General features: G+C 64.3%; 23 protein-coding genes and 1 tRNA gene. 14 read left to right on the top strand and 10 right to left on the bottom strand.

Annotated features, from left to right (window positions below; translation table 11 throughout):
* The first annotated feature begins 12 nt into the window (after positions 1-12).
* Positions 13-1,125, top strand: a complete 1,113-nt coding sequence (locus JQ635_RS14990; RefSeq protein ID WP_433996564.1) for a hypothetical protein — start codon at positions 13-15, stop codon at positions 1,123-1,125.
* A gap of 18 nt (positions 1,126-1,143) precedes the next feature.
* Positions 1,144-2,298, top strand: coding sequence for a TAXI family TRAP transporter solute-binding subunit (locus tag JQ635_RS14985; protein ID WP_211410614.1), 1,155 nt, complete (start codon positions 1,144-1,146; stop codon positions 2,296-2,298).
* A 166-nt stretch (positions 2,299-2,464) separates the two neighbouring features.
* Here the strand turns inward: JQ635_RS14985 and JQ635_RS14980 are convergent, their stop codons facing one another.
* Positions 2,465-2,848 (bottom strand): YkvA family protein, encoded by a 384-nt coding sequence (locus JQ635_RS14980; RefSeq protein ID WP_211410613.1) that lies wholly within the window; start codon positions 2,846-2,848, stop codon positions 2,465-2,467.
* A 105-nt stretch (positions 2,849-2,953) separates the two neighbouring features.
* Positions 2,954-3,253 carry a 4a-hydroxytetrahydrobiopterin dehydratase gene (locus JQ635_RS14975; RefSeq protein ID WP_211410612.1) on the bottom strand — a complete coding sequence of 100 codons (300 nt, stop codon included), beginning with the start codon at positions 3,251-3,253 and terminating at the stop codon, positions 2,954-2,956.
* A gap of 153 nt (positions 3,254-3,406) precedes the next feature.
* Between JQ635_RS14975 and JQ635_RS14970 the strand changes: the two genes are divergently transcribed.
* From JQ635_RS14970 to JQ635_RS14960, 3 genes are all read left to right on the top strand, one after another.
* Positions 3,407-4,852: a TAXI family TRAP transporter solute-binding subunit gene (locus JQ635_RS14970; RefSeq protein ID WP_211410611.1), complete on the top strand. Its 1,446-nt coding sequence runs from the start codon at positions 3,407-3,409 to the stop codon at positions 4,850-4,852.
* A gap of 128 nt (positions 4,853-4,980) precedes the next feature.
* Positions 4,981-6,522 (top strand): alkaline phosphatase D family protein, encoded by a 1,542-nt coding sequence (locus JQ635_RS14965; protein WP_211410610.1) that lies wholly within the window; start codon positions 4,981-4,983, stop codon positions 6,520-6,522.
* Positions 6,523-6,637: 115 nt separating this feature from the next.
* A complete protein-coding gene (locus JQ635_RS14960; RefSeq protein WP_211410609.1) occupies positions 6,638-7,351 on the top strand; it encodes a hypothetical protein in 714 nt (237 codons plus the stop codon).
* Positions 7,352-7,355: 4 nt separating this feature from the next.
* Here the strand turns inward: JQ635_RS14960 and JQ635_RS14955 are convergent, their stop codons facing one another.
* The gene (locus JQ635_RS14955) at positions 7,356-7,736 is read right to left on the bottom strand and encodes a response regulator (RefSeq protein WP_211410608.1); all 381 of its coding nucleotides are present in this window, start codon (positions 7,734-7,736) and stop codon (positions 7,356-7,358) included.
* 181 nt (positions 7,737-7,917) lie between these two features.
* Here JQ635_RS14955 and JQ635_RS14950 point away from each other — a divergent pair, with 181 nt between their 5' ends.
* From JQ635_RS14950 to JQ635_RS14925, 6 genes are all read left to right on the top strand, one after another.
* On the top strand, positions 7,918-8,682 hold the full coding sequence (locus tag JQ635_RS14950) for a Crp/Fnr family transcriptional regulator (protein WP_211410607.1): 765 nt from the start codon (positions 7,918-7,920) through the stop codon (positions 8,680-8,682).
* A 202-nt stretch (positions 8,683-8,884) separates the two neighbouring features.
* Positions 8,885-9,601 carry a prolipoprotein diacylglyceryl transferase gene (locus JQ635_RS14945; RefSeq protein WP_211410606.1) on the top strand — a complete coding sequence of 239 codons (717 nt, stop codon included), beginning with the start codon at positions 8,885-8,887 and terminating at the stop codon, positions 9,599-9,601.
* Positions 9,582-11,027 (top strand): radical SAM protein, encoded by a 1,446-nt coding sequence (locus JQ635_RS14940; protein ID WP_211410605.1) that lies wholly within the window; start codon positions 9,582-9,584, stop codon positions 11,025-11,027. Before JQ635_RS14945 ends, JQ635_RS14940 begins: the two co-directional genes overlap by 20 nt.
* Positions 11,028-11,293: 266 nt before the next feature.
* Positions 11,294-11,572, top strand: coding sequence for a hypothetical protein (locus JQ635_RS14935; RefSeq protein WP_211410604.1), 279 nt, complete (start codon positions 11,294-11,296; stop codon positions 11,570-11,572).
* A 239-nt stretch (positions 11,573-11,811) separates the two neighbouring features.
* Positions 11,812-13,638 carry a translational GTPase TypA gene (gene typA / locus JQ635_RS14930; protein ID WP_211410603.1) on the top strand — a complete coding sequence of 609 codons (1,827 nt, stop codon included), beginning with the start codon at positions 11,812-11,814 and terminating at the stop codon, positions 13,636-13,638.
* Between the two features lie 218 nt (positions 13,639-13,856).
* On the top strand, positions 13,857-15,134 hold the full coding sequence (locus tag JQ635_RS14925) for a flavin monoamine oxidase family protein (protein ID WP_211410602.1): 1,278 nt from the start codon (positions 13,857-13,859) through the stop codon (positions 15,132-15,134).
* 62 nt (positions 15,135-15,196) lie between these two features.
* Here JQ635_RS14925 and JQ635_RS14920 read toward each other — a convergent pair whose 3' ends face one another.
* Genes JQ635_RS14920 through JQ635_RS14905 form a run of 4 tightly spaced genes read right to left on the bottom strand, consistent with a single transcriptional unit; the run spans position 15,197 to position 18,295 of the window.
* Entirely contained in the window at positions 15,197-15,604 is a 408-nt protein-coding gene (locus tag JQ635_RS14920; RefSeq protein WP_211410601.1) for a thiol-disulfide oxidoreductase DCC family protein, read from the bottom strand.
* A complete protein-coding gene (locus tag JQ635_RS14915; protein WP_211410600.1) occupies positions 15,604-16,923 on the bottom strand; it encodes an SDR family oxidoreductase in 1,320 nt (439 codons plus the stop codon). Before JQ635_RS14915 ends, JQ635_RS14920 begins: the two co-directional genes overlap by 1 nt.
* A gap of 8 nt (positions 16,924-16,931) precedes the next feature.
* The gene (locus JQ635_RS14910; RefSeq protein WP_211410599.1) at positions 16,932-17,399 is read right to left on the bottom strand and encodes a DUF2269 family protein; all 468 of its coding nucleotides are present in this window, start codon (positions 17,397-17,399) and stop codon (positions 16,932-16,934) included.
* A complete protein-coding gene (locus tag JQ635_RS14905) occupies positions 17,396-18,295 on the bottom strand; it encodes an alpha/beta hydrolase family protein (protein WP_211410598.1) in 900 nt (299 codons plus the stop codon). The genes JQ635_RS14910 and JQ635_RS14905 overlap by 4 nt, the downstream gene beginning before the upstream one ends.
* Before the next feature lie 266 nt (positions 18,296-18,561).
* Between JQ635_RS14905 and JQ635_RS14900 the strand changes: the two genes are divergently transcribed.
* Positions 18,562-19,071: a GNAT family N-acetyltransferase gene (locus JQ635_RS14900; RefSeq protein WP_008136728.1), complete on the top strand. Its 510-nt coding sequence runs from the start codon at positions 18,562-18,564 to the stop codon at positions 19,069-19,071.
* A gap of 178 nt (positions 19,072-19,249) precedes the next feature.
* Positions 19,250-19,786: an inorganic diphosphatase gene (ppa, locus tag JQ635_RS14895; RefSeq protein WP_211410597.1), complete on the top strand. Its 537-nt coding sequence runs from the start codon at positions 19,250-19,252 to the stop codon at positions 19,784-19,786.
* Between the two features lie 94 nt (positions 19,787-19,880).
* Here ppa and JQ635_RS14890 read toward each other — a convergent pair whose 3' ends face one another.
* The 3 genes from JQ635_RS14890 to JQ635_RS14880 are packed head-to-tail and all read right to left on the bottom strand — an operon-like array spanning position 19,881 to position 21,440.
* On the bottom strand, positions 19,881-20,765 hold the full coding sequence (locus tag JQ635_RS14890) for a bifunctional methylenetetrahydrofolate dehydrogenase/methenyltetrahydrofolate cyclohydrolase (RefSeq protein WP_211410596.1): 885 nt from the start codon (positions 20,763-20,765) through the stop codon (positions 19,881-19,883).
* Between the two features lie 9 nt (positions 20,766-20,774).
* On the bottom strand, positions 20,775-21,134 hold the full coding sequence (locus JQ635_RS14885; RefSeq protein ID WP_211410595.1) for a DUF167 domain-containing protein: 360 nt from the start codon (positions 21,132-21,134) through the stop codon (positions 20,775-20,777).
* Positions 21,135-21,149: 15 nt separating this feature from the next.
* Complete coding sequence (locus JQ635_RS14880) at positions 21,150-21,440, bottom strand: YggT family protein (RefSeq protein ID WP_018645113.1); 291 nt, start codon at positions 21,438-21,440, stop codon at positions 21,150-21,152.
* Between the two features lie 205 nt (positions 21,441-21,645).
* On the opposite strand from JQ635_RS14880, the gene JQ635_RS14875 reads away from it, so the two are divergent.
* Positions 21,646-21,721, top strand: a tRNA-Ala gene (locus JQ635_RS14875).
* The last annotated feature ends 38 nt before the right edge of the window (positions 21,722-21,759 follow it).

The following is a 21,759-nucleotide window of genomic DNA, read 5'->3' as shown; positions in this document are numbered from 1 at the left end:
TGGAGCGTGTTATTGCGCCTCCACCTCATCCACCCCGCGCTTGAGCGCGCGCATCGTCTGGTAAAGTCCCCCCAACCATCACCGCCAAAATTGCGGTGCATTCCGCCGCGCCGCCGCAATCAAACCCAAATCTCTCCAGATTCGCGCAAACCGCCGTCGTTTTTTGGGCTGAATCGGACGGCGATTTACCGGTTCCAGTTTGCGGGGCACTTCTGGACAACAACAAGAAGACTGAAACCGGGACTGCCCCTGCGTTGCGTCAGTAATGGGGAGCATCACACCATGGAGACGACGGCCTACCGTCCGTCGAAGGAGTCGCGCGCGCTCGACTCCGATCGATCTGCATCACCTTCGTCCACCGCGGACTACATCCGTGCGCGCGCCAGGCGCGCCGAACTTCCACAAGACGATCCAATTCCGCTGTTCCTCTCCGACCCGCTCGGAGCACCGGACCCACGGGAATATGCGCCGCGGGCGCTGCGCCCCAGAACCAGGGTCGCGCCTCTTGTCGCCGCCGGGCTTGCGATATCCGCCGCGGCGATCGCGGCCGTGCTGTTTCAGTCCGACCTGCTTCAGTTCGACCTGCGCAGCCTCCTCGCCGACAATGCCTTCAGCGCAACAAGCGCGGCTCAGACCAATCCGCCGGCCGTACGCCAGGTCGAGCTCAAGGATCCGGCTCGCGTGATGGCGAGCGCCGACAAGCAGGAGCTTCCGGCGCCTTCGACGCCAAGCCGCGAAGCGATTGCGACCGCCTACCAGACCGCGCTGCAAGCCCAAAGCCAAGTCGAAGCGCCAGCGCCGGCGCCCGTCGCGGCACAGCCTGCACCGCCCGAGCCCGCCAGGACGCTCGACGCCGACACGCTGGCAGGACTGATGACGCGCGCGAAAAGCTTGATCGGCGTCGGCGACATCGCCGCCGCGCGCCTGCTGCTCGAACGCGCCGCCAACGCAAAGGACGCAACGGCCGCGCTACTTCTGGCACAGACCTACGACCCCGCGGTGCTCGGCACCAGCGACGCGCGGAGCGTCATTGCCGACGCAGCCGCCGCGCACGACTGGTACCAGCGCGCTGCCAGCCTTGGATCGGCTGAAGCGCGCAAGCGCCTCGCCCGGCTCTCGAACTAGATCACTTCAGGGGACATCATGCGTAACGCTTTGAAAATGGCGCTTGCCGCCATCATGACGATCTGTGCCGTCACAGCCCGCGCCGATCAGACCGAATACGATCCGGCCAAGGTCTCGGACAGTTTGAAGGCCATCTTCCAGTTCGGCTCGAGCTCGACCAAGCAGTCGCTGAACGCCAACACCGTCACGCTGATCACGGGGACGATCGGCGGCACCTATGTGCAGTTCGGCGCCGATCTCGCCTCGGTGCTCGACGACGGCAACAAGATCCGCGTGCTGCCGATCGTCGGCCGCGGCTCGGTGCAGAGCGTCGCCGACATCCTGTTCCTGCAAGGAGTCGATCTCGGCGTCGTGCGCGCCGACACGCTCGACTATCTCGAGCGCAAGGGCTTTGCCAAGGACATCAAGAAACAGTTCACTTACGTGACCAAGCTCTACAATGAAGAGATGCAGGTCATCGCGCCGAAATCGATCGCGACGCTGAAGGACCTCGAGGGCAAGAAGGTCAGCGTCGATCTGCCCAATGGCGGAACCTTCGTCACCGCACTGACGGTGTTCGAGCGGCTCGGGATCAGAGCGAACTTCGTCTATGTCGAGCAGCGCATCGCGATGGAAAAGCTGAAGGCCGGCGAGATCGACGCCGTCATCGTGGTCGGCGGCAAGCCGTACAAATCGGTCTCGACCTTCGGCAATGACGGCCGCTTCCATCTCGCGAAGGTGGACTATGCGAAACCGCTGCAGAGCGACTATCTGCCGGCGACGCTGACCGCGAAGGACTATCCGAACCTGATCAAGGAGGGCGAGAGCGTCGACACGATCGCGGTGCCTGCGGTGCTCGCGGCCTATAATTGGGCGCCCAACACCGAGCGCTATCGCAAGCTCGCGCTGTTCGTGGACGCGTTCTTCACGAAATTCCCGGCGCTGCAGAACCCGCCCTTCCATCCCAAGTGGAAGGAGGTCTCGCTCGCGGCGCCGCTGTCCGGCTGGAACAGGTTGCCGGTGGCGCAGCAATGGCTCGACAAGCACGGCGTCGAGGCGGTGACGCGCCAGCGCTTCGAGGCGTTCCTGAAGCAGAGTCCCGCCGCTGCAAACGTCTCCGACACGGAGAGGGAGACGCTGTTCAGGCAATTCCAGGCCTGGGACGCGGAGAAGGCGCGGGCGGAGAAGAAATAGCTCTCGACGTCGTCCTGGCGAAAGCCAGGACCCATTATCACCGAGAGGAGTTTGGCGAAGACTCGGAGTGAGCACCGCCCGCAACCATTCCCGAACGGGGTAATGGGTCCTGGCTTTCGCCAGGACGACATTAGTGGGTGTGGCAGCGGCGTGCCGCCAACAACGCCTACTGCGCGGCCTCGCCCTCATCCAGTCCGCGCTTCAGCGCGGCGCGGGCGGCTTCGCGGTGCTCGGTCGTGATGTGGGTGGCGACCATGCGGATGGCGGTGGCGAGCACGGCGGCGTCATCGGTGAAGCCGAGGATCGGCATCACGTCGGGGACGAAGTCGAACGGCAGGATGAAATACGCGATCGCCCCCAGCAGCGAGGCCTGGACATGGCGCGGCGTCTGCCGGTCGAACGCACAGTAATAGGCCGCAAGGAGGTCCTCGGCGAACGGCAGTTGCGCGGCGACGCGCTTCAGCTTGCGCCAGAAGCGGCGGCGGACGCTCTCACGATCTTCCGCGAGCCGATCGGCCGGCTCGAAGCCGACGCTGTGCTCGGCAGCCATGCTCCAAAACTCCCCGTTCAGCCAGGAGCGGCGGATCGCCGCATGCCCTGACGATCACAAGATGGGGATGCGGCCGCTCCCTGCAAGATGTCAGGCTGGTGTCAGCTAAGCCGTCAGCCTGGCGATGGCGTTCATCGCCTTGGCGAGCTCGATGTCGCGCGCCGTGACGCCGCCGGCATCATGGGTCGACAGCACCACCTCCACAGTCTTGTAGACGTTACGCCATTCGGGGTGATGATCCATCTTCTCGGCGACCAGCGCCGCACGGGTCATGAACCCGAACGCCTCGTTGAAATCCTTGAAGACAAAGGTTTTCGCGATCGCGTCGCGCCCCCCGACCTCGCTCCAGCCCGGGATACCACCCAGTGCCTGCTTGCGTGCTTCCGCCGCCAGCCGTTCTGCCATGATCGTCTCCATGCTTCAGGGGAACTTTACCCTAACGCCATGCTTACGGTCGGGGTCCACCGGGGGATTTCCTCGATCCGCTAACCATGACGGAGATGTAACCCCGCCGGACAAGAAATTTGCTACAATTACGGGCCTAAATCGCCGGCCGAGATGAAGCTGAGCCTGAAACGCCTGTTTGGGAGATCGATGACCGGGGGTCTGGACCTGGCCGAAGCGCCCACTCCGCCTTCGCCGCGATCAGCGGCGCGGAAGACGGCGCTCGTGTCGCTCGCGCTGGTGCTTGCGATCATCGGCGCGCTCGTCGGCGGCTATTATTTCGCGATGCGTCCGGTGACGCTGAAGGTTGCGGTGGGCCCCGCCAACAGCGACGACGTCAAGGTCGTGCAGGCGCTGACACAGGCCTTCTCGCAGAACAAGAGCTATGTGCGGCTGCGTCCGGTCCAGACCGACGGTGCCACGGCCAGCGCCGGGGCGCTCGCGGAGGGCAAGGTCGACCTCGCCATCGTGCGCGGCGACGTCGACGTGCCGAAGAACGCGCAGGCGGTCGCGACCCTGCGCAAGAACGTCGTGGTGCTGTGGTCGGTGCAGGGCAAGGGCAAGAAGAAGGGCCCCAAGATCACCAAGATCGCGCAGCTCGCCGGCCATCGCGTCGGCGTGGTCGGCCGCACCCAGGCCAACGTCAATTTGCTCAAGGTGATCCTGCAGCAATACGGCGTCGATCCTGCCAAGGTCGAGATCATCCAGTTCCCGGCCAACGAGGCCGCCGAGGCCATCAAGACCCAGAAGGCCGATGTCTATCTCGCCGCCGGCCCCGTCAACAGCAAGATCACAGCGGACGCGATTGCCGCCTCCACCAAGGATTTCGGCGCGCCGACCTTCCTCGCGATCGATTCGGCGGACGCGATCGCACAGAATCATCCGGTCTATGAAGCCTCCGAGATTCCCGCCGGCACCTATGGGGGCTCGCCCGATCGTCCCGAGGACGAGGTCAAGACCATCAGCTTCTCGCACCACATCGTGGCGCGCAAAGGCATATCAGAGACCACCATCGCGGCGTTCACGCGACAGCTGTTCGCCGTGCGGCAGCAGCTGGTGACGGAATTCCCGCTGGCGGCCAAGATTGAAACGCCCGACACCGACAAGGATGCGGTCATCCCCGTGCATCCCGGCGCCGCCGCCTTCGTCGACGGCGAGGAGAAGAGCTTCCTCGACAAATACAGCGATTACATCTGGTGGAGCCTGATGGCACTCTCGGCCATGGGCTCGCTCGGTGCCTGGTTCGCGGGCTATCTGAAGAAGGACGAGCGCGACAACAACAGTCATCTGCGCGAACGCCTGCTCGACATGATCGCGGCAGCCCGCAAGAGCGAGACGACGGAAGAGCTCGACCAGATGCAGGCCGAGGCCGACGGGATCCTGCGCGACACGCTGCACTGCTTCGATCACGGCGCGATCGAGGAAGGCGGGCTCACGGCCTTCAACATCGCGCTCGACCAGTTCCACGCTGCCGTCGCCGACCGCAAGACGGTGCTGATGAGCCTGCCGCAAAACCTGCAACGCGCGGGCGCGCAGTTCAGGGCCGCCGGCAACGCCTGAGAGCTTGCCCGCGTTATTGCTGCGTCACATTGTCTCAATATAGCTTCCGCCGTCATTCCGAGATTCTGGATTCGCGCTTCGCGCGCTCCGGAATGACCGCGAAAGATGCGCCAGCCAGCGAGCCAGCCATGAACATCAAATTCTCCCGCCGCCGTTTCCTCACCACCGGCGCCGGCGCGCTCGGCGCCATCGCAATGCCCTATCTGTCGCGCGCAGCCGACCGGCCGGCGGTCACGCATGGCGTGCAGTCGGGCGACGTCACCGTCGACGGCGGCGTGGTGTGGGCGCGTGCCGACCGTCCCGCGCAGATGCTGGTCGAGGTGGCGACGACCGAGTCCTTCAAGGGCGCCCGCGCCCTGCCGCCGATCGCGGCGCTGCCCGAGAGCGACTTCACCGCAAAGATGCTGATCGAGAACCTGCCGGGCGGACAGGACATCTTCTATCGCGTCCGCTTCCGCGATCTCTCCCATGCCGCGATCGAGGGCGAGCCGGTGACCGGCCGCTTCCGCACCGCGCCGGCCGACCGCCGCGACGTCAGCTTCGTCTGGGGCGGCGATGTCGCCGGCCAGGGCTGGGGCATCAACCCCGACGACGGCGGCATGTTCACCTTCGCGGCGATGCGCAAGCACCGGCCGGATTTCTTCCTGCATTCCGGCGATACGATCTATGCCGACGGTCCCATTGCATCCGAAGTGAAGCTCGCCGACGGCAAGATCTGGAAGAACGTCACCATCCCGGAGAAGGCCAAGGTTGCCGAGACGCTGGACGAGTACCGCGCCGCGCACAAATACAATCTCACCGACGACAATCTGCGTGCCTTCAATGCCGAGGTGCCGATCTTCGTGCAGTGGGACGACCACGAGGTGACCAACAATTGGTCGCTGTCGAAGGAGTTGCCGGCCGCCTACAAGGTGCGTGACATCTCGCTGCTCGCGGCCCGCGCGGGCCGCGCCTTCCACGAGATGTACCCGATGCGCGAGAGCATCGTTGAGCCGGGCCGCGTCTACCGCCAGATCTCCTACGGCCCGCATCTCGACGTGTTCGCGCTCGACGAGCGCAGCTATCGCGGCCCGAACGGCGCCAATCTCGAGACCGCCTACGGCCCTGCGAGCTACTTCCTCGGCCCGGACCAGATCGCCTGGCTCAAGCGCGGCCTTTTGAATTCGCGCGCGACATGGAAGGTGATCGCCTCGGACATGCCGATCAGCCTGATCGTCTCGGACACGCCGCAGGGCGGATCGGAAGCCATTGCGCAGGGCGACGGCCCGGTGCGCGGCCGCGAGTTCGAGATCGCCGACATCCTCCGCTTCATCAAGATGGCGCCGATCAGCAACACGGTGTGGCTGACGGCGGATGTGCATTACGCTGCCGCGCACTATTACGATCCGAACAAGGCGCAATTCCAGGAGTTCGAACCGTTCTGGGAATTCGTCTCAGGCCCGCTGCACGCCGGCACGTTCGGACCCAACGCGCTCGACAACACGTTCGGACCCGAGGTGCGCTTCGTCAAGGCGCCGGGCAAGGACAGCCAGAACCTGCCGCCGTCCGCCGGCATGCAGTTCTTCGGTCACGTCAAGATCGACGGCGCGTCCGGCCAGATGACGGTGACCTTGCGCGATCGCGCCGACGTCGCGCTGTGGTCGACCACGCTCGATCCGAAGCTTGCGTGACGGCCAATTTGGCACCGGATGGCGGTGAACCATTTGGCCGGCGCGGACGACAATTGCAGGCGCCCGCGCGTTTTCACGGGCTTGATACCGTCCGACCCATTTTCGAGTTGAAGCCGTGCCGTTCAGCCGCCGAACGATCGTCATCGCGCTCCTGCTGAGCGCAGTATCCCCCACATGCGCGCAGACCCAGGACAAGGCCACGTTGGTGCGCGAGGCCTTCGCTTCGCCTTACGGCAAGGCGCTGACCGCCGAGCTCGGCAAGTCGCTGCGCGCAAGCGCCGACCCGGCATGCCTGACGGACAAGAGGCTGGCTGCCGACCAGCTCGAACCGCGCGGCCGCGATATCGTCGTCACATGGGGCACGCGCATGCTGGAAGGCGCATTCGCGCTGATCGACCGACAGACCTCAGACAATCCGTTCGCCGGCGCGGCTGAATTGGAAAGCCTGAAGAGCAATGCGGATGTGAAGCGCTATCTGGCGATGGAAGAGCCGATACGTCAGGCCAGGATCCTGGATCTGATCTTCGAGCATTTCGACCGCTACAATCTGATCAGCCGCGTGAAGCTCGGAGCGGTGTCCCCACTAGGCACCGGCAACGAGGCTCTGCTCCGTCTCAATCCGACCGATGCCACGGAGGAGAAGCTGGAGGCGTTCGCCGGCAAGAGCCGGTCGAAAGCACTCAAGCGCTTCCTGCAATTGTCGGAGCAGGCGGGAGCCGCGCAGGCCGCGGCGATCAAGACGATCTCGTCACCGCCGCCGCTTCCACACACCTTCTTCAAAGGCGTTGAGAACGACCTCGCCGAGCTCTGCATTCGCTCCGGCAAATAGGCGGTCAGGTGCCCCGCGCCTGTAGCGCCGCTTCCAGCGCGTCGCTCGAGCAGGGCTTTTGCAGACGCGGTCGTGCGGCAAACTGCGAGGGAATGATCGTCTCCGCACCGTGGCCGGTGACGAAGACGAACGGGATCTTCAGCGCGACCAGCCGCTCTGCGATCGCAAAGCTCGTCTCGCGGATCAACTCGACATCAAGCAGTGCGAAGTCGGGAGCCCGCTCCGCGATCGCCTCCAGCGCTTGTGTCACCGAGCCGACGGTCCGCACGCTCGTCACGCCAAACCCGATGAGACGGTCCTCGAAATCGATCGCAATGATCGGATCGTCCTCGACGATCAGGACATCGGCGGGTCGGCCTGAACCATTGGAGAATGCGGGTGCCATGATCACATCTTGTGTGTGGGGTTTTCGGATCAGGACTGCCGCGACACGATGCCTGCGCCCAGCGCATCGGAGGGTTCTTGGAACGAAACCCACCACATCACAGTTCTCCAGTCTGTCCACTTGTGCACACAGGAGATGGACAGAACTCGGTAATGCCGAGGGGAGGGACAAGAGGTTCACGATGGATGCGCGCATCGACAGGACGAGCGAGGTCGGGAGCCGACCGGCCAACAATCTGCTGCGGCGCTTGAACCAGGCGGACTATGCGCTGCTCGCGCCATACGTGACCGTTGAAGACTCCGCGGCAGGCCAACTGCTCTACAACCCCGGCGATGACGTCCAGGTCGTCCACTTCCCCTGCGGACCGTCACTCGCCACCTTTCTGGTGCCCAATGAGGACGGCCGCGACGTCGAGACCATCCTGGTCGGCCGCGAGGGCGCGGTGGGCGGCATCGTCAGCGAAGGATTCCTGCCGGCTTATACCCGCATCTGCGTCAAGTTCAGCGGTCCCTTTGCACGCATTCATGTCGGCAAGCTCGAAGCCGCCAAGCTGCGCTCGGCGTCACTGCGCAGCATTTTTGTCCGCTACGCCGACTGCATGCTGGCGCAGATCTTCCAGTCCACCGCCTGCAACGCCATCCACTCGATCGAGCAGCGTACGGCGAAATGGATCTTGGCGGCGATGGAGCGGACCGGCGACGAGAGCAGCGTGCCGCTGACCCATGAGCAGCTCGCGACGCTGCTCGGGGTCGGGCGCAGCTATGCGAGCCGCGTGCTCCAGTCGTTCAGGGCCGAAGGCGTGCTCGACACGCGGCGCGGATCGATCCTGGTCCGCAACCGCGACGGCCTAAAGCTGCGCGCCTGCCTGTGCAATGACGCCGTGAAGATGCACTTCGAGGAGGTGCTGCGCGGCGTGTATCCGACGGAGGAGCGGGAGGCGGGGTAGATTCTTCCTTCTCCCCTTGTGGGAGAAGGTGGCGCGAAGCGCCGGATGAGGGGTTTTCTCCGCGATTACGTCTGCCGAGAGAGACCCCTCACCCGAATGAGCTTGTGGCTAATGGCGGAGCTGCCCTCTCCCACAAGGGGAGAGGGCGCAGTAATGCGCATCGCGCCGTTTTGGACGTGACTCGTGCTATACTCTCCCCCGCATGAGCGGGGCATTCCTTCACACGGTCTTTGACATCGCGGCGTGGCTGGCGGCGGCGGCCGCCGTCTACTGGCTGTCGCGACAAGGCTTGCGGTTTCCTGCGCAATCCTTCGAGCTGCCCTATATCGCCGCGCTGGTGTTCGGCGCCGGCCTTGGCGCCTATCTGTTCGGGTCAACCAATCTGTGGCTGTCGGGGCAGAGCGGCATTGCGCGCTCGGTCGAGGGCGCGCTGGCCGGCGGCATCGTGGCGATCGAGCTCTACAAATGGTCCGCAGGGATCACGTTGCGAACCGGCGCCCGTTTCGCGCTGCCGCTGGCGCTCGGCATCGCGATCGGCCGGCTCGGCTGCTACTTCGCGGGCCTAGATGATTTCACCTATGGCACGCCGACGGCGCTGCCCTGGGCCCATGATTTCGGCGACGGCGTTCTCCGCCATCCCGTGCAGCTCTACGAGAGCGCGGCGATGGGCTTGTTCGCGCTTATCTATGTGCTGGCGGTCTTGAACCGGAACGGGTTTGTGATCACCAATGGATTCTACCTGGTGCTCGCCTATTACGGAGCACAACGCTTCCTGTGGGAATTCCTCAAGCCCTACGGCACGCTGATCGGCCCCTTCACCCTGTTTCACCTGCTGTCGCTGTCCATCCTGCTCTATGCCGCAATCATGCTGGCGACGGCGCCCAAAGCGAGACCCGTGCATGAACGCGCCGTTGCGTAAGTCGCGTCCCTACATCTTCTGGGGCCAGACCCAATCCCTCTGCGAGACCTGCCTGAAGCTGGTGCCGACCAAGATCCAGATCCTCGACAACGAGGTCTGGTACGAGAAGCGCTGTCGGGAGCACGGCGTCCAGTCGACGCTGGTGTCGACGGATGCCGCCTATTGGCGCCTCTGCAAGGATTTCATCAAGCCGGGGGACCGGCCGCTGCAATTCCAGCACCGGACCGAATTCGGCTGCCCCTATGATTGCGGCCTCTGTGCCGACCACGAGCAGCATTCCTGCCTGGCGCTGATCGAGATCACCGAGCACTGCAACCTTACCTGCCCGGTCTGCTTCGCCGAATCTTCGCCCACGCGGACGAAATTCACCCCGCTGGCGACGGTCGAGAAGATGCTCGACGCGCTGGTCGCGAGCGAGGGCGAGCCCGACCTCGTGCAGATTTCCGGCGGCGAGCCGACGCTGCATCCGGATTTCTTCAAGATCCTGGACGCCGTGCGCGCCCGCCCGATCCGCCACGTCATGATCAACACCAACGGCCTGCGCATCGCCCGCGAAAAGGATTTTGTGGCGCGGCTCGCCGAGAACAGGCGCGGGCTGGAGGTCTATCTCCAGTTCGATTCGCTTCAGCGCGACGCGCTGATCAACCTGCGCGGCGCGGATTTGCGAAAAATTCGCCAGCAGGCACTGGAGAATCTCGAGCATTACGGCGTGTCGACAACGCTGGTCGCGACCATCAAGCGCGGGGTCAACGATTCCGAGATCGGCGACATCGTGCGCCATGCCCTGACCTGGAAATGCGTGCGCGGCGTTACGCTCCAGCCGGTGCAGGATGCCGGCCGCAACGAGAACTTCGACAAAAATACCGACCGCATCATGCTGTCGGAGATTCGCAACCGCGTCGTCGAGACCGGCGTGTTCGGCGACAAGGACATGATCCCGCTGCCTTGCAACCCCGAAAGCATCTCGATCGGCTATGGCCTGCGAAATGGCGAGAAGGTGCTGCCGCTGACCTCGCTGATCCCGCAGGAGCAGCTGGTTGCGGTGATGCCCAACACCATCAGCCCGGAAAAATATCCGATGCTGCGGGAAAAATTCATCGATTTGTTCTCGCTGTCGTCGGGCCCGCTCAACACTTCCGAGCGCGTGTGCGAATTGTTATGCTGCCTGCCGAGCTTCCATGTGCCGGAAGGACTCTCTTACGAGAACGTCTTCCGCGTCACCATCGTGCAGTTTCTCGACCGCTTCAATTTCTGCGTCGGCAACGTCAAGCGCAGCTGCATCCATTTCGTGACCGAGCAGGGCGCGATCATTCCGTTCGATACCTACAATCTGTTCTACCGGAACGGAAAGATCGACGGCATCCGCGCCGAACTGGCTGGCCAGACCTATCGCGAGGCACGCCAAGGCGAGGAGGTGCCGCGGTGAGCGACACTGGCACGCCTCCTCCGGCGCCGGAGCAACCAGCAGACGTTCCCGTCGCCCCACCGCTACCGCCACGGCGCGATGGTTGCCTGACCGCGTTCATGGTGACCGCCGGCGTGGTGCTGCTTTTCCCCGGCCTATGTTTCCTGGCATTCGCCGGCCAAGGCGCCCCATTTGTCCTGATTGGATTGGTCCTGGTCGGGTTTGCGATCTTCCTCTTCATCCGCGTGGCGACCCCACCTAAACCCCGGCAGTAGCGTCGCATCCTCATGAGCAACATCGAGCCCCCACCCCCGCCTCCGGTCGCCCTGACACAGCGTAGCGGCTGCCTCACCGCGTTCATGGTGATTTCGGGGGTGATCCTGCTGCTGCCGGGTCTCTGCGCACTCCTGTTCGGCGGAATTTCCATATCCGAGGGGGGCAAGATCGATTCCGACATCGCGCCGCTGGTCTTCCTGGGGCTGGTCGTCGGCATCGGGGGCGTCGTCCTGATCTGGGCGGCGATCAAGGGGCGAAAGGCCCCCGCCGATCCCGGAACCCAGCCCTAAGCCCCGGGAATTCCCGGACAAAATTCAGTCAACCAACCGGCAAAGAACGCATTGTTTTTTGGCGTTTTTTGCATATATTGCGCCGCAAACGCGTAGGGTGCCCGGTCAAGCTGACCGGGCTTCCTTTTTGGGCGAAGCAGGCCCCGTTTTCCACGTTTCCAGCGTTGTCCGTGAAGAGGTCCCGGTCTGACCGGCGAGATCGCGCTTAACCCATTGTTCGACCGCAAAGAAGCTCACACATGAACCTTCGCAACGTCGCCATCATCGCCCACGTCGACCACGGCAAAACGACCCTGGTCGACAAACTTCTCCAGCAATCCGGCACGTTCCGCGAGAACCAGAAGGTGACCGATCGCGCCATGGACTCCAACGACCTGGAGCGTGAGCGCGGCATCACTATTCTGGCCAAGGCGGCCTCGGTGCAGTGGAAGGACACCCGCATCAACATCGTCGACACCCCCGGCCACGCCGATTTCGGCGGCGAGGTCGAGCGCATCCTGAACATGGTGGACGGCGCCCTGGTGCTGGTCGACGCCGCCGAAGGCCCGCTGCCGCAGACCAAGTTCGTCGTCTCCAAGGCGCTCAAGGTCGGCCTCAAGCCGATCGTCGTCATCAACAAGGTCGACCGCCCCGACGCGCGCCCGACCGAAGTCATCAACGAGGTGTTCGACCTGTTCGCGGCGCTCGATGCCAGCGAGGAGCAGCTCGACTTCCCGATCCTCTACGGGTCGGCCAAGCAGGGCTGGATGGCCGACAGCCCGGAGGGTCCGCAGGACAAGGGCATGGAGCCGCTGTTCGACTTGGTCCTGCGCCACGTCGCGCCTCCGAAGGTCGAGGAAGGCCCGTTCAAGATGATCGGCACCATCCTGGAGGCAAACCCCTATCTCGGCCGCATCATCACCGGCCGCATCTCGTCCGGCACTCTCAAACCGAACCAGCAGGTCAAGGTGCTGAGCGCCGACGGCAAGCTGGTCGAGTCCGGGCGTATCACCAAGATCCTGGCGTTCCGCGGCCTCGAGCGCACCCCGCTCGATGAAGCCGAAGCCGGCGACATCGTCGCGATCGCGGGCCTCACCAAGGGCACCGTCGCCGACACCTTCTGCGATCCGACCGTCGAGGTGCCGCTGCCGGCCCAGCCGATCGATCCGCCGACCGTGTCGATGTCGTTCATCGTCAACAACTCGCCGCTCGCCGGCACCGAAGGCGACAAGGTGACCAGCCGCATGATCCGCGACCGTCTGCTGCGCGAGGCCGAGGGCAATGTCGCGCTGCGCGTCGTCGAATCCGCCGACAAGGACGCGATGGAAGTGTCGGGCCGCGGCGAACTCCAGCTCGCGATCCTGATCGAGACCATGCGCCGCGAAGGTTTCGAGCTCTCGGTGTCGCGTCCGCGCGTCGTGTTCCAGAAGGACGAAGCCACCGGCGCCACCATGGAGCCGATCGAGGAAGTCGTGATCGACGTCGACGAGGAGCATTCCGGCGTCGTCGTGCAGAAGATGAGCGAGCGTAAGTCCGAGCTGATCGAGATGAAGCCATCCGGCGGCAACCGTCAGCGCCTGGTGTTCTACGCGCCGACCCGCGGCCTGATCGGCTACCAGGGCGAGCTGCTCACCGACACCCGCGGCACCGCGATCATGAACCGCCTGTTCCACGGCTATGCGCCGTACAAGGGCGAGATCCAGGGCCGCCGCAACGGCGTCTTGATCTCCAATGACCAGGGCGAAGCGGTCGCTTACGCCATGTTCAAGCTGGAAGACCGCGGCCCGATGATGATCGAGCCGGGCTGGAAGGTCTACAAGGGCATGATCGTCGGCGAGCACACCCGCGACAACGATCTCGAGATCAACGTGCTCAAGGGCAAGCAGCTCACCAACATCCGCACGACCTCGAAGGACGAAGCCGTGCGCCTGACCCCGCCGATCCGCATGACGCTGGAAAAGGCGCTCGCCTATATCGAGGACGACGAGCTCGTCGAGGTCACCCCGAAGTCGATCCGCCTGCGCAAGAAGCACCTCGACCCGAACGAGCGCAAGCGCGCGGAAAAGGCCAAGGAAGCGGTGGCGTAAGGCCATCACGCCTCAGTGCCGTAGGGTGGGCAAAGCGCAAGCGTGCCCACCACTTGAGAATGGTGGGCACGGCGCAAGAGCGCCTTTGCCCACCCTACGAGACCGTCTCTGGAATATTGAATCACCCGCTCCAAAGTGCTGTTGCGCACATGGGCGGGTGATGACGGCTATACGCGTGGTGGCTTTAGCGCACATTCCGAACGTGCTAGAGCCCGCCCATGACCTCCCTGCCCTCCTCCGTCGACGTCGCCATCATCGGCGCCGGTGCCGCCGGCCTCGGCGCGGCGCATGCGCTGGCGGGCTCCGGCCTCTCCGCGATCGTGCTGGAGGCGCGCGACAGGCTCGGCGGCCGGGCCTGGACCGTACAGGCCTCGCCCGAGGTGACCTTTGACGTCGGCTGCGGCTGGCTGCATTCGGCGGACAAAAACTCCTTCGTCGCAATCGCCAAACAGCTGGGTTTCGAGCTCAACAAGGACCTGCCGCCCTGGCGCGAGCGCGCCTATGGCAATGCGTTTCCGCAGGACCAGCGCGACGATTTCATGCGCGCGATGGACGCGTTCTATGAGCGCCTGGGGCAGGCGGCGCAGACGGGCAAGGACGAGCCCGCGAGCCTGAGTCTGGAGGTAGGCAATCGCTGGAATGCGATGATCGACGCGATCTCGACCTATATCAACGGCTGCGAGCTGAAGGACATGTCGACGCTCGACTGGGACGCCTATGAGGATACCAACCTCAACTGGCGCGTCCGCCGCGGCTATGGCGCGCTTGTTTCAGCCTATGGCGCGCCCTGCCCGGTGGCGCTGAACTGCAACGTCACCCTGATCGATCATTCCGGCAAACGCATCCGCATCGAGACGTCGCAGGGCACGCTGACCGCGGACAAGGTGATCGTCACCGTGCCGACCAACCTGATCGCGGACGAAGCGATCCGCTTCTCGCCACCACTCCCTTCCAAGGTGGGCGCTGCCGCCGGCCTGCCGCTCGGCATCGACGACAAGGTGACGCTGGCACTTGGCGATGCCGAAGCCTTCCCGAAAGAGGGCAATCTGCGCGGTGCCACCATGCGCACGGAGATGGGTACCTATCACATCCGCCCGTTCGGCCAGCCCTGCATCGAAGGCTTTTTCGGCGGCAGCTTTGCGCGCACGTTGGAGGACGCCGGCGAAGGCGCCATCGCCGCGCACAGCATCGACGAGATCGCGGGTTTTCTCGGCAACGATGTCAGGCGCAAGCTGAAGCCGCTGTATGAATCGCGCTGGGCGCATGATCCATTTGCGCGGGGATCGTATTCGCATGCGCTGCCGGGGCATGCGGGCGATCGCGCCGTGCTGGCCGCGCCGGTGGATGAACGCCTGTTCTTCGCAGGCGAAGCGACGTCACCGACCTTCTTCACGACGGCGCACGGCGCGCGGGACAGTGGGGAGCGGGCGGCGAAGGAAGTGCTGGTGGCTCTGGGCAAGCCAAAGCCACACACTCCGTCATTGCGAGCGAAGTGAAGCAATCCAGACTGTCACCGCGGAAAGATTCTGGATTGCTTCGCGGCGCTCGCAATGACGGGCTACTCGATCACCCGCGCCCGCAAATCGGCATCAGGCACGAAACACGCATCATACTTGCCAAAGATTCGATAGCGATTGCGCGCGATGAGGTTGTAGACGGGGTCGCGCAGCGGCTTCGGCACGACGAACAATGCGCGCACCCAGCTCCAGCCGGGGAGCTGCGACAACACCGTCAGTGCGGCATCGGACTTCATGAACACCTCGCCGCCATGGACGACTGCGTTGGTATCGGGATCGGCGGGATCAATGCCGAACGTCTGCGCGAGCCGCGCTCCATAGTCCGACTGGATCGGCGTGAAGCGAAACCGCTTCGCCGTGTCGCGCCTGGCGACGAAGCGGACCCAGCGCGAGCAGAAGATGCAGACGCCGTCGAACAGGATCACATCATCGTCGGGCCATTTGGGCATCAGCGGTTATCCAGTATCAGGAGGCCGACGAGCATCAGCACGATCGCCGGTCCGGTCTTCACCAACGCGCCGAGCGGCTCGATCCAGAGGTCGGGCGTGAGGATTGCCGCGCCGAACATATATCCGAGCGAGGCCACGATGCCCGCGACGAGCCCGGCCGCCGCGGTGCGGCGGAAGGCGATCAGCACGCCGATGCTCATGTCCATCAGGCTGGTACCGATAGTGATGGGATCGACCAGCGCGGGCGGAAAATTGTGCGCGGTCAAGATGCCGGCGGCGGCGCGGTAGGACACGAACAGTGCGATGAAGCCGGAGACAACCCAGAACGCCACGAGGCTCGCGAAGATCAGCGCCTTGACCAGGAACAGCCGCGCGAACCATTTGTCCTGGATGGTGGCGGGATGGCGTCCGATCGTCTCAGCCAGCGTTTTGGGCGCGATGCCTGTCGCAGCGATCCAGGCGGAGGGATCGCCTCGGACGCCGCGGCGGAGCTCGGTGATGGCCGTAGAGCGCATCGGCGGCATCCAGCCGAGATAACTGGCGAGATCGCCGATCTTCGCACTGAGATCGAGCAGGACGGACGGCATCGCGATGCGTGGCCAGCCGGCCGTGCCGAACGCATGGCGAAACTGCTTGATGACGCCGGCCATGGTGATCGATTCGGCCTGCATCAGATCCCAAGTCACGGCTTTGACAGCGGCATCGTCGATGTCGCGCACGGCGAGCCAGGCGATGGTGGCCGAAATATCCTCGACTGCAAGGAGCTGAAATGGCGCTGTCATTTCTTTTTCCGGCAGGTCCAGCGGAAAGGCCGCGAGCGCGCGGAGCATCGCACTGCCGCCATAGGCGGATCGTGCGACCACGAAGCCGGGGCGCAGGATGGCATAGGGAATGCCTGATACCGCGATCAGCCGTTCGGCCTCGCGCTTGGTCGTCGCGAAGGCTGTCCGATCGGCCTCAGCGGCGCCGGGAATCGAGATGTGCACCAGCCGAACCGCGCGGCCGCTGTCGGCGACGGCCTGAAGCAGGCGCGCGACAAAGTCGCAGTGCACGGCGCCGGTGTCGCTGCCCGGACCATCCTGGAGCACGCCGAGGCAGTTCACGACGACATCGACGGAATGCTCGCTCAGGAGCCGCTTCAAGGCGGTCACATCGAGCGAGAGGATCGGTAATTCGAGATCCAGCGCACTCATTGTCTGCGCCGGCGACAGGTTGCGCGCCATGCCGACCACACGAAAACCCCGCGAGCGCAGATCGTCGGTGACGAAGCGGCCGATCAGGCCGGAAGCGCCGAGCACCAAAATGGTTTTTGGGGTCATCGCGTCCCTCAAAACGGCTTTGCGACCATCAGCCAGAGGATCAGCATTGTCGCGCCGAAGCCGGGAAAACCAAACGCGAACCAGCGACGGAATAGCACGAAATAGCGTTCCGGCAGTGCCGCGCGCTGATCGGCAGCCTTGCGCGCGAGATCGCGCATCTCGATCTGCATGAACACGACCGGCACCCAGAACAAGCCAGCAATGGCATAGAGCGCGAGTGAGACCAGCAGCCAGCGCTCCGTGATCGACGTCGCGGAGAGCATCATCAGCAGGCCGCCACTGACCGGCTGGAGAACCACGGCCGACAGCGTGAAGATCGCATCCGCGATCACCACCACCGACGCGGTGCGCGCGATGAACTCGGCATCGTGCGTACGATGCGCCATCAGCATGAAGAAGGCGATGCCGGTCCCGGTGCCGAGAATGACGATGGCGCCGAGCACATGCAGATATTTGACCAGGAAATACAGCGTCATGGCTTCTTGGTCGCCATTGGCTTCGACTGGTTCAGCACGCGTTCGAGTTCGGCGCCCGCGGCCTTCACGCCGGCGTCCGTCTCGATCATCCCATGCCCCTCGCTGCCGACCGCGGGCAGCGCGCGGAAATCGACCTTCCCGCCGGCGCTACGAAATGCATCTGCCAACGACTTCGAGAATGCCGGGGCAAAATAGCTGTCATTGCTTGTGACGAACCATGTGACGGGAATGCGCGCCGCCTTGCCGAATTCGGTCGCCGCCGCCACAAGCGCATGCGGCGCACAGATCCGGTTGGGCTCGTCGTTGGCATGGCCGCCACGCCCGGGCGCAAACGCGATGATCGCGGAAATCGCCTTTGGATCGGCATTCGCAAACGCCAGCGCGCCCCAGCCACCGGCGGAATGGCCAATCACGATCGCGGCATCCTTGCGGGTAAAATCCTGCTTGCGCAAATAGTCCAGCGCGAGCGAGATTTCTTCGGCCGTTGCGCGACCGGAGCGCGCATAGTCCGCCTCGTCACAACTGCCCTGGTCTTCGAGATAGCGGCCACCGGTCGCACCATGGCCGAGCCGCTCCGGCACCAGCACGGCAAACCCGCGCGCAACGAGAAACGCTGCGAGCGCGCGGTATTCCGATTGCGGTATTTGCGCACGACGCAACGCGTTCTGCGTCGAGGCATGCGCGATGACCGCAAGCCGGAACGGACCGACACCAGCGGGGCGAAACAGCAGCGCATGCGCGGCGATAGCAGAATCCGGCGAGGGCACGCGCCACGCCTGCCTGCGAAACGGCTCGCCTTCTGCGCCCGCCGCACCGAACGTGACCTGAGCGCACAGAGGCGACACGGTCAGCAGGGCCAGCAGAGGCATGAGCGCAAGGATGTTGAAGAGCCGCATGAATTGCCAAAGGCGAGCACGGACAGCGACCGCCAGACTAGTAGGAACGAATCATTCTGGTTGGACTTTCTGCGCTGCCATTGCCGTTCATTGGTTGCCGCGACGCAGTTTTGCACCGGCGCGTGGCAGCGGGTTGCCGTTCAAGGCAGCGCCTTGTCCTCTTTCGGTACAACATGGCCACAATACTGATGCAGAAAGTCCACAGGTTAACCGATAATTAACGATAGGTCTTGCCGCCGGCGCGGCGACTTGATTTGATCGCGTCCATGAGCACAACCCTGATCGAGGTCCGGCCGGCCAAAGCTGCAGATGCAACTGCGGTGGCGTCGACGCATGACGAAGCCTGGCGTTCGGCCTATCAGGGCATCATTCCAGGCGCCGAGCTCGAGAAGCTGATCAACCGCCGCGGTCCGCAGTGGTGGGACAGCGCGATCCGCAAGGGCAGCCGCGTCAGCGTGCTGGTGTTCGGCGACAAGATCGCGGGCTACGCCAATTACGGCCGCAACCGCGCCCGCAGCCTGCACTTCGACGGCGAGATCTACGAGCTCTACCTGCGCCCTGAGTTTCAGGGCCTCGGCTTCGGCCGCCGCCTGTTCGCCGCCGCCCGCCGCGACCTGATGCAGAGCGGCCTGAAGAGCATGGTGGTGTGGGCGCTCTCGGACAACGATCCGGCGACCGAGTTCTACCGTGCCCTGGGCGGCCGCATGGTGGCGCGCTCCTCGGAACGTTTCGGGCCGAAGTCGCTCGACAAGGTTGCCTTCGCTTGGACCAATTGACCTGCTGAAGTCCAGCCGGCAGCGCTTTCCTTCCTGCGATACCGCCCGCCTGTCGCGCCGGTGATCGCTGGATTCATTATTTCACAAAAACACGATGGATTGGCGGGCCAAGCCCGCGTATGACAGCGCGAAAATCGCTGCCGGGCGCGATTTAACCTCGGCAACAACGGAGCCTTGAATGCGTATCGATGCGATCTCGATCGGAAAAAACGTACCCCACGACGTCAACGTCGTCATCGAAGTCCCCGTGGGCGGCGAACCGATCAAGTACGAGATGGACAAGGAGGCCGGCACGCTGGTGGTCGACCGCTTCCTGTACACGCCGATGCGTTACCCCGGTAACTACGGCTTCATCCCGCACACGCTGTCCGACGACGGCGACCCCTGCGACGTGCTGATCATCAACACCCGTGCCATCATCCCCGGCGCCGTCATGAGCGTGCGCCCGGTCGGCGTGCTGTTCATGGAGGACGAAGCCGGCGGCGACGAGAAGATCCTGGCGGTGCCGTCCTCGAAGCTGACGCAGCGCTACGACAAGGTGAAGAGCTATTCCGACCTGCCGGACATCACGCTGCAGCAGATCCAGCACTTCTTCGAGCACTACAAGGATCTCGAGAAGGGCAAGTGGGTGAAGATCCTGCGCTGGGGCGGCCCGGAGGAAGCGCACAAGCTGATCCTCGAGGGCATCGAGCGCGAGAAGAAGAAGAAGGGCTGAGCCCTTCCGTCGTTCCGGGGCGCCTCGAAGAGGCGAACCCGGAACCTCGAGATTCCGGGTTCGATGCTGCGCATCGCCCCGGAATGACGAACAGCTACACCGCCGGCTTCGGCAGCCCGGCGATCGCGCAGGCCGCGCGCAGCGTATTCACCAAGAGGCACGCCACCGTCATCTGACCGACGCCGCCCGGCACCGGCGTGATGGCGCCGGCCACGTCAAGCGCTTCCTGATAGGCGACGTCGCCGACGAGGCGCGTCTTGCCATCCTCCTTCGGGATACGGGTGATGCCGATGTCGATCACGGTCGCGCCGGGCTTCAGCCAGTCGCCGCGCACCATCTCGGCCTTGCCGACGGCGGCATAGACGAGGTCGGCGCGCTTCACGAGGCCCGGCAGATCGCGCGAGCGCGAATGCGCGATCGTCACCGTGGCGTTCTCGTTCAGCAGCAATTGCACCAGCGGGCGGCCGACCAGGTTGGAGCGGCCGATGACGATGGCGTTCATGCCTTCGAGCGAGGCATGCACGCTCTTGGTCAAAATGATCGAGCCGAGCGGCGTGCAGGGCGACAACGCTTCGAAACCGCCGGCGAGACGACCGGCATTGTTCGGATGCAGGCCGTCGACGTCCTTGGCGGGATCGATGGCGTTGATCACGGCCTCGGTGTTCAGCCCCTTCGGGAGCGGCAATTGCACGAGAATGCCGTGCACGGTGGGATCGCGGTTGAGCTTTGCGACGACGGCCAGCAAGTCCGCTTGCGACACATCGGCCGGCAGCTTGTGCTCGAACGAGGCCATGCCGGCCGCCTGGGTCTGGGTGCCCTTGGAGCGGACATAGACCTCGCTGGCGGGGTCATTGCCGACCAGGACCACCGCGAGGCCCGGCACCAGATTGTGCTCGCGCTTGACCCGGGCGACCTCGTCGGCGACGCGGGCGCGGAGTTCCGCGGCGATGACTTTTCCGTCGATGATCTTGGCGGTCATGTCAGTTCCTTAGTCTGTCGATTTGGCGTTTGCCGCTTTGGCTTGGACGAGCTGGCGCAGGGCTTCGCCCAGCCGCGCCGGATCGCCGTCGACCGCGATCTGCTTCAGCCGCGAGGTGGCTCCGGATAGCAGTTTCACGCTGGCTTTGGGCACCCCGAGCGATTTTGCCAACAGGACCAAAACGGCCTTGTTGGCCTCGCCGCCATCGGCAATGGCGCGCACCCGCACCTTGAGCACGCTGCGGCCGTCGGCCAATTGCTCGATCCCGTCGATGTCGTCGCGACCGCCGCGCGGCGTCACCCGCAGCGCGATGCTGATTCCTGCGGCGGAATAACGCCAGGGTTCCTTGCGAGCCTCTTTCGCGTCCAAGGCGCTCCAGCCTGCTCAGATCACGTTCGGGTAGATGTAGTACAGGATCACCCGCTCGATGAACATGATGATCAGGATCAGGATGATCGGCGAGATGTCGAGACCGCCGAGGCTGGGCAGGAAATTGCGAATCGGCGCCAGCAGCGGCTCGGTGATCCGGTACAGGAACTCCGCCACCGCCGACACGAACTGATTACGCGTGTTCACGACGTTGAAGGCGATCAGCCAGGACAGGATCGCGGAGGCGATCAGCAGCCAGACGTAGAGGTCGAGCACGATGATGACGATGTCGAGAACGGCACGCATGGCTTTTGAGGCCTCTGGCTTTTGAAAATTCTGGCTTCGGTCGGGAGTGACGCCTTTTGCTAGATATCGGTTCCCCCCGGCCCAAACAAGGGAAGTTCGGGCACCGAAATGGCTAAAACCGGGTTACGCCCGTCCTTGACTTGACCTTGGCAGGGACTTAAATGGCGCCCGGTTGTCGGCCGCGTTTACCAGAGCGGCCAGCAAAGGGGCCATAGCTCAGCTGGGAGAGCGCGTCGTTCGCAATGACGAGGTCGGCGGTTCGATCCCGCCTGGCTCCACCAGCCTTCGCTCGCTTCGCGAGCTTCGGCTGGGCAAGCCT

Origin of the sequence: Bradyrhizobium iriomotense (assembly GCF_018130765.1) — a bacterium.
Taxonomy (GTDB): Bacteria; Pseudomonadota; Alphaproteobacteria; order Rhizobiales; family Xanthobacteraceae; genus Bradyrhizobium; species Bradyrhizobium iriomotense_A.
The sequence above is the reverse complement of the archived record's forward strand: the minus strand, read 5'-3'. Positions and strand labels throughout refer to the sequence as shown.

What these genes read in the sequence shown, in the direction of transcription:
- JQ635_RS14970 (WP_211410611.1), top strand. Translation starts at nt 3,407, where the DNA reads ATGAAGCTGAGCCTGAAACGCCTGTTTGGGAGATCGATGACCGGGGGT.
- JQ635_RS14900 (WP_008136728.1), top strand. Translation starts at nt 18,562, where the DNA reads ATGAGCACAACCCTGATCGAGGTCCGGCCGGCCAAAGCTGCAGATGCA.
- JQ635_RS14915 (WP_211410600.1), bottom strand. Translation starts at nt 16,923, where the DNA reads ATGACCCCAAAAACCATTTTGGTGCTCGGCGCTTCCGGCCTGATCGGC.
- JQ635_RS14920 (WP_211410601.1), bottom strand. Translation starts at nt 15,604, where the DNA reads ATGCCCAAATGGCCCGACGATGATGTGATCCTGTTCGACGGCGTCTGC.
- typA (WP_211410603.1), top strand. Translation starts at nt 11,812, where the DNA reads ATGAACCTTCGCAACGTCGCCATCATCGCCCACGTCGACCACGGCAAA.
- JQ635_RS14925 (WP_211410602.1), top strand. Translation starts at nt 13,857, where the DNA reads ATGACCTCCCTGCCCTCCTCCGTCGACGTCGCCATCATCGGCGCCGGT.
- JQ635_RS14910 (WP_211410599.1), bottom strand. Translation starts at nt 17,399, where the DNA reads ATGACGCTGTATTTCCTGGTCAAATATCTGCATGTGCTCGGCGCCATC.
- JQ635_RS14950 (WP_211410607.1), top strand. Translation starts at nt 7,918, where the DNA reads ATGGATGCGCGCATCGACAGGACGAGCGAGGTCGGGAGCCGACCGGCC.
- JQ635_RS14955 (WP_211410608.1), bottom strand. Translation starts at nt 7,736, where the DNA reads ATGGCACCCGCATTCTCCAATGGTTCAGGCCGACCCGCCGATGTCCTG.
- JQ635_RS14965 (WP_211410610.1), top strand. Translation starts at nt 4,981, where the DNA reads ATGAACATCAAATTCTCCCGCCGCCGTTTCCTCACCACCGGCGCCGGC.
- JQ635_RS14940 (WP_211410605.1), top strand. Translation starts at nt 9,582, where the DNA reads ATGAACGCGCCGTTGCGTAAGTCGCGTCCCTACATCTTCTGGGGCCAG.
- JQ635_RS14905 (WP_211410598.1), bottom strand. Translation starts at nt 18,295, where the DNA reads ATGCGGCTCTTCAACATCCTTGCGCTCATGCCTCTGCTGGCCCTGCTG.
- JQ635_RS14890 (WP_211410596.1), bottom strand. Translation starts at nt 20,765, where the DNA reads ATGACCGCCAAGATCATCGACGGAAAAGTCATCGCCGCGGAACTCCGC.
- JQ635_RS14935 (WP_211410604.1), top strand. Translation starts at nt 11,294, where the DNA reads ATGAGCAACATCGAGCCCCCACCCCCGCCTCCGGTCGCCCTGACACAG.
- ppa (WP_211410597.1), top strand. Translation starts at nt 19,250, where the DNA reads ATGCGTATCGATGCGATCTCGATCGGAAAAAACGTACCCCACGACGTC.
- JQ635_RS14975 (WP_211410612.1), bottom strand. Translation starts at nt 3,253, where the DNA reads ATGGCAGAACGGCTGGCGGCGGAAGCACGCAAGCAGGCACTGGGTGGT.
- JQ635_RS14980 (WP_211410613.1), bottom strand. Translation starts at nt 2,848, where the DNA reads ATGGCTGCCGAGCACAGCGTCGGCTTCGAGCCGGCCGATCGGCTCGCG.
- JQ635_RS14985 (WP_211410614.1), top strand. Translation starts at nt 1,144, where the DNA reads ATGCGTAACGCTTTGAAAATGGCGCTTGCCGCCATCATGACGATCTGT.
- JQ635_RS14945 (WP_211410606.1), top strand. Translation starts at nt 8,885, where the DNA reads ATGAGCGGGGCATTCCTTCACACGGTCTTTGACATCGCGGCGTGGCTG.
- JQ635_RS14880 (WP_018645113.1), bottom strand. Translation starts at nt 21,440, where the DNA reads ATGCGTGCCGTTCTCGACATCGTCATCATCGTGCTCGACCTCTACGTC.